General features: G+C 65.4%; 13 protein-coding genes and 1 tRNA gene. 11 read left to right on the forward strand and 3 right to left on the reverse strand.

All coding sequences use genetic code 11. The features are described 5' to 3' along the window. Positions 1 to 261 precede the first annotated feature (261 nt). From LQD11_RS04345 to speA, 3 genes are all read left to right on the forward strand, one after another. The gene (locus tag LQD11_RS04345; RefSeq protein WP_238616416.1) at positions 262 to 858 is read left to right on the forward strand and encodes an ABC transporter ATP-binding protein; all 597 of its coding nucleotides are present in this window, start codon (positions 262 to 264) and stop codon (positions 856 to 858) included. Next, the gene (locus LQD11_RS04350; RefSeq protein WP_238616417.1) at positions 855 to 1,652 is read left to right on the forward strand and encodes an ABC transporter permease; all 798 of its coding nucleotides are present in this window, start codon (positions 855 to 857) and stop codon (positions 1,650 to 1,652) included. The genes LQD11_RS04345 and LQD11_RS04350 overlap by 4 nt, the downstream gene beginning before the upstream one ends. 141 nt (positions 1,653 to 1,793) lie before the next feature. Next, the gene (gene speA / locus LQD11_RS04355) at positions 1,794 to 3,674 is read left to right on the forward strand and encodes a biosynthetic arginine decarboxylase (protein WP_238616418.1); all 1,881 of its coding nucleotides are present in this window, start codon (positions 1,794 to 1,796) and stop codon (positions 3,672 to 3,674) included. Positions 3,675 to 3,695: 21 nt separating this feature from the next. Here speA and LQD11_RS04360 read toward each other — a convergent pair whose 3' ends face one another. Then, complete coding sequence (locus LQD11_RS04360) at positions 3,696 to 4,460, reverse strand: SDR family NAD(P)-dependent oxidoreductase (RefSeq protein WP_238616419.1); 765 nt, start codon at positions 4,458 to 4,460, stop codon at positions 3,696 to 3,698. A gap of 131 nt (positions 4,461 to 4,591) precedes the next feature. Here LQD11_RS04360 and LQD11_RS04365 point away from each other — a divergent pair. The 5 genes from LQD11_RS04365 (at position 4,592) to LQD11_RS04385 (ending at position 8,424) form a co-directional block, all read left to right on the forward strand. Continuing rightward, positions 4,592 to 4,667, forward strand: a tRNA-Thr gene (locus tag LQD11_RS04365). A gap of 106 nt (positions 4,668 to 4,773) precedes the next feature. Continuing rightward, positions 4,774 to 5,280: a glutathione peroxidase gene (locus LQD11_RS04370; protein ID WP_238616420.1), complete on the forward strand. Its 507-nt coding sequence runs from the start codon at positions 4,774 to 4,776 to the stop codon at positions 5,278 to 5,280. A gap of 89 nt (positions 5,281 to 5,369) precedes the next feature. Next, positions 5,370 to 6,488: a TRAP transporter substrate-binding protein gene (locus tag LQD11_RS04375; protein ID WP_008931438.1), complete on the forward strand. Its 1,119-nt coding sequence runs from the start codon at positions 5,370 to 5,372 to the stop codon at positions 6,486 to 6,488. Positions 6,489 to 6,557: 69 nt separating this feature from the next. Next, the gene (locus LQD11_RS04380; protein WP_008931439.1) at positions 6,558 to 7,109 is read left to right on the forward strand and encodes a TRAP transporter small permease subunit; all 552 of its coding nucleotides are present in this window, start codon (positions 6,558 to 6,560) and stop codon (positions 7,107 to 7,109) included. Beyond that, positions 7,099 to 8,424, forward strand: a complete 1,326-nt coding sequence (locus LQD11_RS04385) for a TRAP transporter large permease (RefSeq protein WP_008931440.1) — start codon at positions 7,099 to 7,101, stop codon at positions 8,422 to 8,424. The genes LQD11_RS04380 and LQD11_RS04385 overlap by 11 nt, the downstream gene beginning before the upstream one ends. 19 nt (positions 8,425 to 8,443) lie before the next feature. Here LQD11_RS04385 and LQD11_RS04390 read toward each other — a convergent pair whose 3' ends face one another. After that, positions 8,444 to 9,211 carry a sulfite exporter TauE/SafE family protein gene (locus LQD11_RS04390; protein ID WP_008931441.1) on the reverse strand — a complete coding sequence of 256 codons (768 nt, stop codon included), beginning with the start codon at positions 9,209 to 9,211 and terminating at the stop codon, positions 8,444 to 8,446. Positions 9,212 to 9,293: 82 nt separating this feature from the next. Between LQD11_RS04390 and LQD11_RS04395 the strand changes: the two genes are divergently transcribed. From LQD11_RS04395 to LQD11_RS04405, 3 genes are all read left to right on the forward strand, one after another. Then, positions 9,294 to 9,437: a hypothetical protein gene (locus LQD11_RS04395; RefSeq protein WP_238616422.1), complete on the forward strand. Its 144-nt coding sequence runs from the start codon at positions 9,294 to 9,296 to the stop codon at positions 9,435 to 9,437. A 395-nt stretch (positions 9,438 to 9,832) separates the two neighbouring features. Beyond that, a complete protein-coding gene (locus LQD11_RS04400) occupies positions 9,833 to 10,468 on the forward strand; it encodes a thiol:disulfide interchange protein DsbA/DsbL (RefSeq protein WP_238616423.1) in 636 nt (211 codons plus the stop codon). 107 nt (positions 10,469 to 10,575) lie between these two features. Continuing rightward, positions 10,576 to 10,887 (forward strand): hypothetical protein, encoded by a 312-nt coding sequence (locus LQD11_RS04405; protein ID WP_238616424.1) that lies wholly within the window; start codon positions 10,576 to 10,578, stop codon positions 10,885 to 10,887. Between the two features lie 75 nt (positions 10,888 to 10,962). On the opposite strand, the gene spoT is transcribed toward LQD11_RS04405, so the two are convergent. Continuing rightward, positions 10,963 to 13,146 carry a bifunctional GTP diphosphokinase/guanosine-3',5'-bis pyrophosphate 3'-pyrophosphohydrolase gene (gene spoT / locus LQD11_RS04410; RefSeq protein ID WP_238616425.1) on the reverse strand — a complete coding sequence of 728 codons (2,184 nt, stop codon included), beginning with the start codon at positions 13,144 to 13,146 and terminating at the stop codon, positions 10,963 to 10,965. Positions 13,147 to 13,161 lie beyond the last annotated feature (15 nt).

Genomic DNA, 13,161 nt, shown 5'->3' on the forward strand with positions numbered 1-13,161 from the left:
TCCTGTGTGTTCGTCGTGTCAGTCTCGCAGCATGCCCCTGGCATTCGAGTCCCGCGCCGGTCCCTGATATTCTGTTGTCCCGCCTTGGCAGCGCAGGCTTACCACCTACATAAGCTGGGGGCACCGGATTCACCCTAGCGAACCCCGGCCATGGGCGCAAGTCTCCCGGAGACCACCTTCACGACCCTTATAATGAATCGATTTCGCTCCTCGGAACCTCATCCCTCCCCTACCCTCACGGAAGATTCGCCGGACACGCCCTTGCTGCTCCAGATCCAACAACTTCACACCCCCCAGGTCGGCCCCCTGGACCTCGCCCTTGGCGCCGGAGAACTGGCCCAGGTGGCCGGTCCGTCCGGTGCCGGCAAGTCCCTGCTGCTGCGCGCCATCGCCGACCTGGATCGCAATGAAGGCCTGATCCGACTGGAAGGACAACCCCGACAGGCCCTGAGCGGGTCCGACTGGCGACGCCGGGTGGGCTACCTGCCGGCGGACCCGGCCTGGTGGGCGGACACGGTGGGTGAACATCTGCAACCGGGCGGTGAACACTGGCTGGAAGCCCTGGGTTTCGGCCCGGATGTGCGCACCTGGACCGTGGACCGGCTCTCCAGCGGAGAACGGCAACGTCTGGCGCTGGTGCGGGTACTGCAGAACCGGCCCCGGGTCCTGCTGCTGGACGAACCCACCGCCAATCTGGACCCGGACAACACCCTGATCATGGAAGGCCTGATCCGGGATTATCTGCGCGACAGCGATGCCGCCGCCCTGTGGGTCAGCCATGACGCGGAGCAGCGTAGCCGCCTGGGCGGCCGCCTCCTCCTGATGGAAAGCGGTCAACTGATGGAGTCAAACGGATGAACGTCATCGCCCTGTCACCCCTGGACCTTACTCTGGCGGCCCTGCTGGTGATTGCCCTGGCGGCGCTGACCAGCCGGGTGGGCATGGGGCTGTCGAAGAGCCTGCTGGTCTCGGCCGCCCGCACGGTGGTGCAACTGCTGCTGATCGGCCTGGTGCTCAAGACCCTGTTCGAGCATGCCGCCCTGCACTGGGTGGCCATCATGGCACTGGTGATGCTGCTGGTGGCGGGCCGGGAAGTGGTGGCCCGACAGGGGCGACGATTCACCGGCTGGTGGGCCTACGGCATCGGTACCCTGGCCATGTTCGTGTCCGCCTTCACCGCCACGGTGTTTGCGTTGACCGTCATCATCGGCCCGGCACCCTGGTGGGAGCCCCAGTACGCCATCCCCCTGCTGGGCATGCTGCTAGGCAACACCATGACCGGGATCGCCCTGGGCCTGGACCGTCTCACCCAGTCCGCCTGGCAACAACGCCGGGTGATCGAGGGCCGCCTGATCCTGGGGCAGACCTGGACCGAGGCGATTCGGGACATTCGCCGGGATGCCGCCCGTAGCGGCCTGATGCCCATCATCAATGCGATGGCGGCGGCGGGCATCGTCAGTCTGCCCGGCATGATGACCGGTCAGATCCTGGCGGGCACACCGCCCATGGAAGCGGTGAAATACCAGATTCTGGTGATGTTTCTCATCACCGCGGGCACCGGATTCGGTACCCTGGGGGCCATTTGGCTGGGATCCCGGCGCCTGTTCGACGAGCGGGAGCGACTGCGGCTGGACCGCCTGAAGGCCGGATGAAACCCATCGAGCCACCGGCTGTCGAAAAGCCCGTTGCAGGCTCCCCGGCGGCACGGCATAGGGAGTATCATACGCCCGCTTTACCGGGTCGGCGTCCCAGCGAGGCCGCCCCTTCATTCGCGCTGATCGACAAGGCCCATCATGACAGATTGGACGACGGATAACGCCCGCCAGACCTACAATATCCCCCACTGGAACGGCGACTACTTTCACATCAATGAGCAGGGCCGCGTGATCGTCCGGCCGCCCGCCCATGCCCGGCATCCGGGCGTGGACCTGTTCGAACTGGTGAACCATGTATCCGGCCTGAACATCGACGTGCCGGTGCTGGTGCGCTTTCCGGACATCCTCTGCGACCGCGTGAAGCGACTCACCGAGGCCTTCGATCAGGCCATCGAGGACAACGAGTTCCCCGGCCGCTACACCGCCGTCTATCCCATCAAGGTGAATCAGCAACGCAGCGTGGTGGAGCGCATCCTCACTTGTGGCGGCGAGCGGGTGGGCCTGGAGGCAGGCAGCAAACCGGAACTGATGGCGGTGCTGGCCCTGGCCCGCCCCGGCGGGGTGATCGTCTGCAACGGCTACAAGGACCGGGAATACCTGCGTCTGGCCATGATCGGCCAGCTGCTGGGACACCGGGTCTACATCGTCATCGAAAAACCCTCGGAGCTGAACGGCGTCATCGAGGCCGCCCGCGACCTGGGGGTCCGCCCCTCCCTGGGCATGCGGGTGCGGCTGGCCTCCATGGGCAAGGGCAAGTGGCAGAACACCGGTGGCGAAAAGGCCAAGTTCGGCCTCTCCGCCGCCCAGGCCCTGAAGCTGCTGGACCAGCTGCGGGACCACGACATGCTGGACTGCATGCAGCTGCTGCATTTCCACATGGGTTCCCAGATCGCCAACATCCGCGACATCCAGTCAGGCATGTACGAAGCCTCCCGCTTCTTTGCCGAACTGCATCGTCTGGGCGCCCCCATCCAGGTGGTGGACGCCGGCGGCGGCCTGGGGGTGGACTACGAGGGCACCCGCTCCCGCAACCTGTGTTCCATCAATTACAGCCTGCAGGACTATGCCGACAGCCTGGTGCGCATCCTGGCCAACACCTGCCGGGAATACGACCTGCCGCCACCGGAGATCTTCACCGAGTCCGGTCGTGCCATGACCGCCCATCACGCGGTGCTGATCACCAATGTGATCGACACCGAGCGTGCGCCGGTGGCCGCCGACATCCAGCCCCCCGACGAGGAGGCCCCGGCGGTACTGCTGGACATGTGGAGCCTGTTCGAACGCACTGCCGAGAGCGCCCCCACCGAAGTCTTCCACACCATGGTGGACTGGCTGCGGGAAGTGCAGTCCATGTTCACCCACGGCCTGCTGGACCTGGAGCACCGGGCCTTGGCGGAGCAGATCTACTTCGCCACCTGCCGACGCCTGCTGACCCGGCATGCCCAGCGCCTGCCCCGGGATATCGCCGACGAACTCACGGAAAAGCTCTCGGACAAGTATTTCTGCAACTTCTCCGTGTTTCAGTCCATCCCGGACGTCTGGGCCATCGACCAGATCTTCCCCATCATGCCCCTGCACCGGCTGGACGAGCGCCCCACCCGGTTGGGGGTGCTGCAGGATCTCACCTGCGACTCCGACGGCCACGTGGACCGCTACGTGGACGGCGAGACCATCGTCCCCAGTCTGCCCCTGCACGAGTTCCGCCCCGGGGAACAATATCTGCTGGGGATCTTCATGGTCGGGGCCTACCAGGAAATCCTGGGCGACCTGCACAATCTGTTCGGCGACACCGACGCCATCAACGTGGTGCTGACCCGGGACGGCGGCTACGAGGTGGTGGAACCGGAACAGGGAGACACGGTGGAGGAGCTGCTGCGCTACGTGCACTTCGACACCGAGTTGCTGGCGAGCGCCTATCGCACCAAGGTGGCGGCCGCGGGCCTGGACGAAGCCACGCAGCGGCAGATCCTCCAGGAACTGGACAACGGCCTGTCCGGGTACACCTACCTGGAAGACTGATCCGGCGCGGGACACCCCCCGTCAGTGGGCGGTCATGCCCCCGTCCACCAGATAATGGGCGCCGGTGATGCCACTGCCGGCGTCGGACAGAAGCAGCGCGGCCACGGCGGCGATCTCCTCGTTGGTGGAATAGCGCCCCAAGGGGATGCGGGTGACGAAGTCGTGCTTGACCTCGTCGCCGTGTCCCGGGTTTGCCTGCTCCTCGATGGAGCGCATCATCCGGTTGTCCACCGGACCGGGGTTGACCGTGTTCACCCGGATGCCCTCCGGCCCCAGTTCCACGGCGGCGCAGCGCATCATCCCCATCACCGCGTGCTTGCTGCTGACATAGGGCGCCAGCCCGGCCGCTCCCCGTACTCCGGCCACGCTGGCGGTGATCAGGATGGCGCCCCCTCCGGCCCGACGCAGCGCCGGTACCGCCGCCTGCAGGCCATGACGCACCCCGTGCAGATTGACCGCGAAGACCCGCTCCCAATCCTCATCGGTGGTGGATGCCAGCGGCCCCACACGGCCCTCGATGCCGGCATTGAGGAATACGCCGTGCACCGCCCCGAAACGCTGTTCCGCCGCCTGGATCATGGCCTGGTTCTCCTCCCGTCGACTGACATCCACGGCCATCCCCGCCGCCCGCTCCCCCAGCGCCGCGGCCAGCGCCTCCACCCCATCCGCCTCCCGGTCCGTCAGCAGCAGCCTGGCCCCCTGGGCGTACAGCAGACGGGCGGTGGCCTCACCGATGCCCCCCGCCGCGCCGGTGATGACGATAACCTTGTCATTGAATTGGCTCATGGTGATGCCTCCTCCGTTGAACGGTCTGTGTTGAGTCCTGACGCCTCATGCACTAAACTTAGCAGCCTTTCCACGCACCTGCCGCGCCCCTTCCGGCGGTCTGTGCAAGGATCCAACCGGTTTCGGTGCCCGCCGGCATAGCTCAGTTGGTAGAGCAGCGCATTCGTAATGCGAAGGTCGTAGGTTCGACTCCTATTGCCGGCACCATTTGCAGTGATGAAAAGCCCGGCAATGCCGGGTTTTTTTTCGCTCCGTGACCAGGATATGCTGCGGGAAACCCATGCCTTTCCCCCTCTCTCACGGAGCGCTCCCCATGGCCGCCGCACCCGGCACTGTCCATACCTTCGAGGCCGACGACATTCAGGGCCGGACCCGCGCCCTGTCAGAATTCCAAGGCCGCGTCCTGCTGATCGTCAACGTCGCCAGCCACTGTGGATTCACCAAACAGTACAACGGCCTGCAGGCCCTGCAGGATCGTTTCCATGACCGGGGATTCGACGTACTGGGCTTTCCCTGCAATCAGTTCGGCAACCAGGAACCGGGCAACGAGGCCCGGATCGCCGACTTCTGCACCACCCGCTTCCAGGTGAGCTTTCCCATGTTCGCCAAGGTGGAGGTCAACGGCGCCGGCGCCCATCCCCTGTTCCGTCACCTCAAGGCCGCCGCGCCAGGTCTGCTGGGCTCCCAGGGCATCAAGTGGAACTTCACCAAGTTTCTGGTGGACCGCCACGGCCGGACCGTCCGGCGCTATGCCCCCAATGTGCCGCCGGAAGCCATCGCGGGGGACATCGAGCGACTGCTCGAAGCGCCACCGACCTAGTCGGCGCGAGGTTGTCACGCGCAACCGGTTTGGTTCATATTCCAAAAAACAACATCACAATGAACCCACCACCGAGGAGCATCAAGGCCATGTCCATCAAGCGTCGTGATTTTCTCAAGGCCGGCACCGCCGTGGCCACCGGAGCCGCCATCATCGGGGCACCGGCCATCGTCAAGGCCCAGGAGCGTTTCAACTGGCGCATGACCACCACCTGGCCCGCCGGCCTGCCCTTCTTCCAGACCGGCCCCGGCAGCGCCACCGACTTCGCCCGACGGGTGGAGGAGATGTCCAATGGCCGTATCCGCATCCGGGTCTATTCCGCCAATGAACTGGTGCCCGCCTTCGAGGGCTTCGATGCCGCTTCCTCCGGCCGCCAGGTCCAGCTCAATCACGGCTGCGCCTATTACTGGGCCGGCAAATCCTTCGCCGCCCAGTATTTCACCACCGTCCCCTTCGGCATGACCTTCCAGGGTCACAACGCCTGGCTCAACGAGGGGGGCGGCTATGAACTGTACGAGGAAGTCTACAAGCCCTTTGACCTGGTCCCCCTGGTGGTGGGCTGCACCGGGGTGCAGCCGGTGGGCTGGTTCCGGCGCCCGGTCGAGGGTCTGCGGGATTTTCGCGGCCTGAACATCCGCATGCCGGGACTGGCCGGAGACATCTACAATGCCATCGGCGCCAATGCCCGCCTGCTGCCGGGCGGTGAGCTGTTTGCCGCCCTGGAGCGGGGCGCCATCGACGCGGCGGAGTGGGTGGGTCCCTACTCCGATCGTGAACTGGGGCTGCACCGGGCCGCCAAGTTCTACTATTCCTCCGGCTGGCACGAACCGGCCACCAGCACCGAGGTGGTGGTCAACCGCCGTGCCTGGGAGTCCCTGCCCAAGGACCTGCAGGCCATCATGCGCAATGCCGCCGCGGCCTGCAACATCACCTCCCACACCTGGCTGGAGGCCAGAAACGCCGATGCCCTGGACGACCTGGTGACCAATCACGGGGTGCAGTTCGGACCGCTGCCCGACGACGTGATTCAGGCCTTGCTGGAGGCCACCCGGGACATCCTCGGCGACCGGGCAGCCAGGGATCCCCTGGTGCGCAAGGTGCACGAGAGCTATTTCCGCTTCAAGGCCCGCCATGACCGCTGGCAGCAGAACTCGGAAACGGCCTTCCAGACCCAAATCCGGGACCTGGGAGGAAAGATCCTGGCCTGAGCCTGCTCCGGAGCCCCACCCACGGGGTGGGGCTCCTCCGACCCACTGACGGGATCATCGGAGATCGTCATGTCCCGCCTCCTCCTTCGCTTCGAGCATGTGCTGTACCGGATCACCAGTCTGGCCGGTGGAATCTCGGCCATCGCCATGGCTGCCATGATCCTGCTGATCTTCGGCAACATGACCGCCCGCTACGCCCTCGGCACCGGCGCCGTGTGGCTGCAGGAACTGGAGTGGTATCTGCTCTCCCTGAGCGTGATGACCGGCATTGCCTATGCCATGCGTTCCGATGAACACGTTCGGGTGGACGTCTTTTCCCATCGTCTGAGCCGCGTGGGCAAGCTGTGGCTCAACGGCATCACCATGGTGCTGGTGGCCATCCCCATCGCGGCCCTGGTCCTGTTCTACACCTGGCCCTTCGTCAGCATCTCCTATGTACGCGGCGAGGGCTCGCCCAACGCCGGCGGCATGCCCTGGCTGTTCCTGCCCAAGGCCATGATCCTGCTGGGCTTTGCCCTCATTATCAGCGAGGCCCTGCGGCAGACCCTGAGCATCGGCCGCCGCCTGCTTTTCCATTACCGTCGCCCCGGGTCCCGCCGGAGGATTGCCCATGCCCCTTGAGTACATCGCGCTGATGATGGTGGGCGCCTTTTTCATCCTGGTGCTCACGGGGATGCCGGTGGCCTTCGCCATTGCCGCCGTGGGGTTCGTGTTCGGCTTCATCGGGTTCGAGGGCTGGCTATTCGAGCTGCTGCCCTCACGGATCTTCGGCACCATCACCAACTACACCCTGCTGGCCATCCCGCTGTTCGTGTTCATGGGGGTGATGCTGGACAAGACCCGGGTGGCGGAACGCATGCTGGAAGTGATCGGCCATGCCAGCGGCGCCCTGCCCGGCGGCATGGCCCTGGCGGTGATCCTGGTGGGCGTGCTCATGGGCGCGGCCACGGGCATCGTCGGGGCGGCCATCGTTACCCTCACCCTCATGGCCCTGCCCACCCTGATCCGACGGGGCTACAAGCCGTCGGTGGCCTGCGGCACCATCTGTGCCTCGGGCACCCTGGGGCAGATCATCCCCCCCAGCCTGGTACTGCTGGTGCTGGCGGATACCATGAACCTGTCCGTGGGCAGCCTGTTCGCCGCCGCCCTGGTGCCGGGCCTGCTGCTGGCCGGACTCTACGTGCTCTACCTCCTGTTCCTGGCCTGGTACAACGCGGCGGACGTACCGGCCATTGACGCCGCGGAACGGGCCACCATGAGCAAGGCCCAGCTCTGGAAGGATCTTTTCACCTCGGTACTGCCGCCCCTGGCCCTGGTGGGGGCGGTGCTGGGGGCCATCATCGGCGGCATCGCCGCCCCCACCGAAGCCGCCGCCGTGGGAGCCGTGGGCGCGGTGGTGGTGGCGGCGCTGATGCGGCGCCTGAGCCTGCCGGTGTTCAATGAGGCACTGATCATCACGGTGCGCATCACCGCCATGGTGTTCTTCGTGCTGATTGCCTCCCAGGTGTTCGCCCTGGCGTTCCGGGGGCTGGACGGGGAGTTCCTGGTGGAGGCCATGTTCGACTGGGTGCCCGGCGGCCCCTACGGCACCCTGCTGTTCATGATGCTGCTGATCTTCCTGCTGGGGTTCTTCCTGGAGTGGATCCAGATCACCTACATCGCCGTTCCCCTGTTCATGCCCTTCCTGGCCGGCTATCCGGAATTCTCCATGGTGTGGATTGCCATCCTCATCGCCATGAACCTGCAGACCTCGTTCCTGACACCGCCCTTCGGGTGGTCGCTGATCTTCATGAAGGGGGTGGCGCCCAGGGGGATACGAACCGCGGACATCTACCGGGGGGCGATCCCCTTCGTGATCATCCAGCTGCTGGCCCTGGGGCTGCTGATCCTGTTCCCGGGAATCGTGCTGTGGCTGCCGGGGGCGATCGGGTGGTAGGCCGCGGTTTGACGTCGAATCAATGTAAAAAGAACAGCACCGTGGTCACCGCGCCGACCACCACGATGCCGTTGCGCAGGAGTGCCGGCGGCAGTACCCGGCCGATGCGGGCACCGGCCAGGCCACCCAGGACCGCCGCCAGGGCCATGGGGGGGATCTCGGGCCAGGAGATGGCGCCGCCCCAGGCATAGATGACCACCGCCATCAAGGTGAGCACGGCGGAGAGCAGGTTCTTCAGCCCGTTGGCCACGTTCAGGTCATTGACCCCCAGCAGGCGGAACATGGCCAGCATGACAATGCCCATGCCGCCGTTGAAATAGCCGCCGTAGCCGCACACGCCCAGCACGCCGAGTCGCCCCCAGAAGCCGCCGGTGCCGTGGCTGCGTCGCGCCAGGTACTGGTTCAGACGCGGCCCGAAGGCAAACAGCAGGGTGGCAAAGAGCAACAGCCAGGGCACGATCACCCGGAAGGCCTCGTTGGAGGTCGCCAGCAGCAGCAAGGCCCCCACCGCGCCCCCGGCCGTACCGATGAGCACCACCCCCAGCACGGTCATTCCCCGGGGCGCCCGGATCAGGTCCCGGTAGGCCCAGGCGCTGGCCAGATAACCGGGCAACAGCGCCGCAGTGCCGGTGGCGTTGGCGGCCACCGGGGGCACGCCGGTAAAGACCAGGGCCGGCAGGGTGAGAAAACTCCCCCCTCCCGCCAGGGCGTTGATGATGCCGGCCACAAAGGCGGCGATCACGATCAGGGCAAGATCAAGCAGTTCCAGTGTCACGGGAATGGACATCCTTCAGGGGGCGGCGGCGGCCGGGAGGGAACAACGCCCGGCAAGATGCGCTCCAATGATAACAAGCCCGGAGGACCTTCCCATGGACATCCCCCTGTTGATCATCGGCGCCCTGCTGCTGGGCACATTGACGGCCTGGCACGTGGGGATGTTCCCCTACCCGGTCGGCTGGCTGCTGCTGAGCGTGTTCTTCATCGCACGCTTGATCCAGATCAGCCAGGGCTGAACCCGGTAAACGGGCAAATCTTCCGCAAAGCCTTTATAATCATCCACAATCACCCGCACGGCCTTTCGTCTGTCAAGCAGGCCATACTGCCGGTCAGGCCTTGAAAGACCACGGACAAGGCACCATGAATCATCAGACCGTCGAGTCCCGGACCCGACGGTGATGCGGCCCCGCCTTCCCGGACGGGAAATGCTGTATTGCCGCCCGGGCGGCGTTAGGCGGATCATGACGTCCGCATACCGGTGACACCGGCACCCCAACAGAATCTCCCAGTCGGACCCGGCCCTGTCCGGGATAACGGGGTGTCAGCCCAGCCGATGGGCACCGTTCGTCCACATCATGAATGGCGACACGATGAACCCTTGTACCACCCAACCAGCCCCTGGAGCGATGCCATGTCCCTGAGCCGACGCCGTTTCAACCAATTGCTTGCCGGTGGCCTGGGGGTCGCCCTGGCGCCCAACGTCCTGGCGGGACTGGTGGAAGGACAGGACTGGCGCGCCATCGCCCGGCCCCAGTCGGAAGCCCCCGAAGGCAAGATCGAGCTGGCCAAGTTCTTTTCCTACGGCTGCCCCTTCTGCGGCCAGCTGGCCCGGGTGATGAAGCCTTGGCTGGCGGAACTGCCCGACGACGTGGTGTTCCGACGCATCCCCATCTCCTTCAACCGTGCCGCCTGGGCCAATCTGGCCCGCCTGGCACTGGCCCTGGAGGAAACCGGCCTGGCCGCTGAACTGGATCAGGCGGTATTCGACGCCGTCGGCGTGGACCGGGAACCCCTGTTCACCGAAACCGCCATTCTGGACTGGCTGGCGGACAAGGACGTGGATACCGAGGCATTCCGCCAGGTGTTCAATGCCTCCCATATTCGTGCCCAGGTGGCCCGCAACGATCGCCTGCAGGCCCGCTTCGGCATCAACAGCGTCCCCACTCTGGTGGTCGACGGCCGTTTCGTCGTGGTCGGCGAACAGGCCCGCAGCTTCGACGACATCCTTGAGATTGCCGGGGAACTCATTGACAAGGCCCGGGCCTGACCCGGACCGCTCTTCCTCCGATGAACAGGAGTCATGACCATGACAGATGCCCTGTCCCAGTCTTTTCCCGCAGCGCCCCAGGCGCCCAACCCCATGATGTCCTAGCCATGAACGATACTTCCCAAGCGATTTCACCCCGTCGACGCCTGCAGACCCTGCTGGCAATCCCCGACAACCAGCGCACTGAGGAGCAATGGGACGAGATCATCGAACTGGAGATCTCCCTGGCGCCCGTCAACCAGGTCTCCGGCGGTGAGAAGCAAGCCGCCGAAACACGCGGCAGCAGTCCGCGTCAGGCCCGCGGGGCCAGACAGCCAAGATCAGGAAGCAGCGGGAACGGTCCCCGCGCCAAAAAGACCTTCAAGAAGCCGGCGGGCGCCTCCAAGGGCGCGGCCCGAGGCGCCGTCAGCAGCGAATGACGGCTGGGTGACAGCCAGCGGGGCCAGGACACCCTGCCCGGCCCCGAAAACCCCGCCCTCATCTCGCCCGGCTCGTCAGCCTCTGGCGCGAGCGATGCGCAGGACCTCGGGAATACGCCTCAGGCGACGCATGATGTCCGCCAGATGCTTGCGGTTACGGACGCTCAGGGTGAAGGTGATGGTGGTGGCGTGACCATCCCGTTCGTCGAAGGAAACGTGCTCGATATTGGAGCCCATGTCCGCGATCCCCGCCGCCAGACTGGCCAGCACGCCCCGCTTGTTGGCGGTCTGGATACGCACGCTGGCGGCATATTCCTGGCTGCCGTCCGGCGCCCACTCCACCGTGATCCACTTGTCCGGCTTGTCCCGGTAATCGGCCACGTTGCGGCAGTGTTCCCGGTGGACCACCAGGCCGCGCCCGGTGCTCATGACCCCGACGATGGGATCGCCGGGGATGGGATTGCAGCACTTGGCAAAGGACAGCACCATGCCTTCGGTGCCCTTCACGGCCAGGGGCCGCCCCATGCCCGCCGGAGTGGTTTCCATGGCCGAGGCATCGGCATCCTCCGTCACGGACAGGCGTCGGGCCACCAAGGCGGCCATGCGATTGCCCAGCCCCACGTCCGCCAGCAACGCCTTGACGTCCGGTAGCTGTAATTCTTCGAGCAACGCCCTCAGGCGTTCCTCGGGCACCTGTTCCAGGGACAGTTCATAGACCGACAGGGCCTTTTCCAGCAGCCGGCGGCCAAGGCCGACCGCCTCGTCCTGCTGCAGGTTCTTGAGGTAATGCCGAATGGCCGTGCGGGCCTTGCCGGTGACCACGAAGTTCAGCCAGGCGGGATTGGGGCGAGCACCGGGAGCGGTGATGATCTGTACCGTGCGACCACTCTCCAGCGGGGTGGAAAGCGGTGCCAGGCGACGGTCGATCTTGGCCGCCACGCAGGTGTTGCCCACGTCGGAATGTACGGCGTAGGCAAAATCCACCACGGTGGCGCCCCGGGGCAGTTCCATGATGTCTCCCTGCGGGGTGAAGATGTAGACCTCCTCGGGGAACAGGTCCACCTTGACGTTTTCCAGGAACTCCATGGAGTTGCCGGCGGCCTGCTGGATCTCCAGCACCCCCTTGAGCCACTCCCGAGCCCGGTCCTGGGCGGTGGCGGAGTGCCGGTCCCCGGCCTTGTAGAGCCAGTGGGCGGCGATGCCGGTCTCCGCCACCCGGTCCATCTCCTCGGTGCGGATCTGCACCTCGATGGGGATGCCGTGAGGCCCGAACAACACCGTGTGCAGGCTCTGATAACCGTTGGCCTTGGGAATGGCGATGTAGTCCTTGAAGCGCCCCGGTACCGGCTTGTAAAGATTGTGCGCCACCCCCAGGGCCCGGTAACAGGTATCCACGTCGGCGACGATGATGCGGATGGCGAAGACGTCATAGACCTCCGAGAAGGACAGACGTTTCTGCTTCATCTTGCGGTAGATGCTGTAGAGGTTCTTTTCCCGGCCGACGATGCGGGCCTCGATCCCCACTTCCTCCATGCGACCGCAGATGGCGGTCTCGATCTTCTGCATCACCTCCTTGCGATGGCCCCGGGATTTCTTGACCGCGGCATCCAGCACCTTGTGGCGCATGGGATAGTGGGCGGCAAAACCGAGCAGCTCCAGTTCCCGACGAATGGCATTCATGCCCAGGCGCTGGGCGATGGGGGCGTAGATATCCAGGGTCTCCCGGGCCACCCGCCGGCTCTTGTCCGGCCGCAGTGCGCCCAAGGTGCGCATGTTGTGCAGACGGTCGGCCAGCTTCACCAGGATCACCCGCAGGTCGCGGGTGATCGCCAGCATCATCTTGCGGAAATTCTCGGCCTGGGCCTCGGCCTTGGAGCGAAACTTGAGGTGGGTGAGCTTGGAAACACCGTCCACCAGCTCGGCCACGTCCTCGCCGAACTCCTCGATGATGCGTTCCTTGCTGATGTGGGTATCCTCCATGACATCATGGAGGATGGCGGCGATGATGCTCTTGTAGTCCATCCGCATCTCGGCCATGGTCTTGGCCACGGCCAGGGGATGGAAGATGTAGGGCTCGCCGCTCTGACGGGTCTGCCCTTCGTGGGCCTCCGCTCCGAACAGATAGGCCCGATAGACTTCCTTGATCTGCTCCGGCTCCAGATAGCATTCCAGATACGCGCACAGGTCGCCGGCCATGAATCGGGTGGAATCCAACGGCTGCGGGCTGGGTATCGTGGGGGTGGGGGCGCTCTCGACCATGGCGGCTGTCACGCG

Origin of the sequence: Ectothiorhodospira shaposhnikovii (genome assembly GCF_022227765.1) — a bacterium.
Taxonomy (GTDB): Bacteria; Pseudomonadota; Gammaproteobacteria; order Ectothiorhodospirales; family Ectothiorhodospiraceae; genus Ectothiorhodospira.

Excerpts from the sequence above, each read along its gene's own strand:
- LQD11_RS04350 (WP_238616417.1), top strand. The coding sequence starts at position 855 with ATGAACGTCATCGCCCTGTCACCCCTGGACCTTACTCTGGCGGCCCTG.
- speA (WP_238616418.1), top strand. The coding sequence starts at position 1,794 with ATGACAGATTGGACGACGGATAACGCCCGCCAGACCTACAATATCCCC.
- LQD11_RS04360 (WP_238616419.1), bottom strand. The coding sequence starts at position 4,460 with ATGAGCCAATTCAATGACAAGGTTATCGTCATCACCGGCGCGGCGGGG.
- LQD11_RS04370 (WP_238616420.1), top strand. The coding sequence starts at position 4,774 with ATGGCCGCCGCACCCGGCACTGTCCATACCTTCGAGGCCGACGACATT.
- LQD11_RS04375 (WP_008931438.1), top strand. The coding sequence starts at position 5,370 with ATGTCCATCAAGCGTCGTGATTTTCTCAAGGCCGGCACCGCCGTGGCC.
- LQD11_RS04380 (WP_008931439.1), top strand. The coding sequence starts at position 6,558 with ATGTCCCGCCTCCTCCTTCGCTTCGAGCATGTGCTGTACCGGATCACC.
- LQD11_RS04385 (WP_008931440.1), top strand. The coding sequence starts at position 7,099 with ATGCCCCTTGAGTACATCGCGCTGATGATGGTGGGCGCCTTTTTCATC.
- LQD11_RS04390 (WP_008931441.1), bottom strand. The coding sequence starts at position 9,211 with ATGTCCATTCCCGTGACACTGGAACTGCTTGATCTTGCCCTGATCGTG.
- LQD11_RS04395 (WP_238616422.1), top strand. The coding sequence starts at position 9,294 with ATGGACATCCCCCTGTTGATCATCGGCGCCCTGCTGCTGGGCACATTG.
- LQD11_RS04400 (WP_238616423.1), top strand. The coding sequence starts at position 9,833 with ATGTCCCTGAGCCGACGCCGTTTCAACCAATTGCTTGCCGGTGGCCTG.
- LQD11_RS04405 (WP_238616424.1), top strand. The coding sequence starts at position 10,576 with ATGAACGATACTTCCCAAGCGATTTCACCCCGTCGACGCCTGCAGACC.
- spoT (WP_238616425.1), bottom strand. The coding sequence starts at position 13,146 with ATGGTCGAGAGCGCCCCCACCCCCACGATACCCAGCCCGCAGCCGTTG.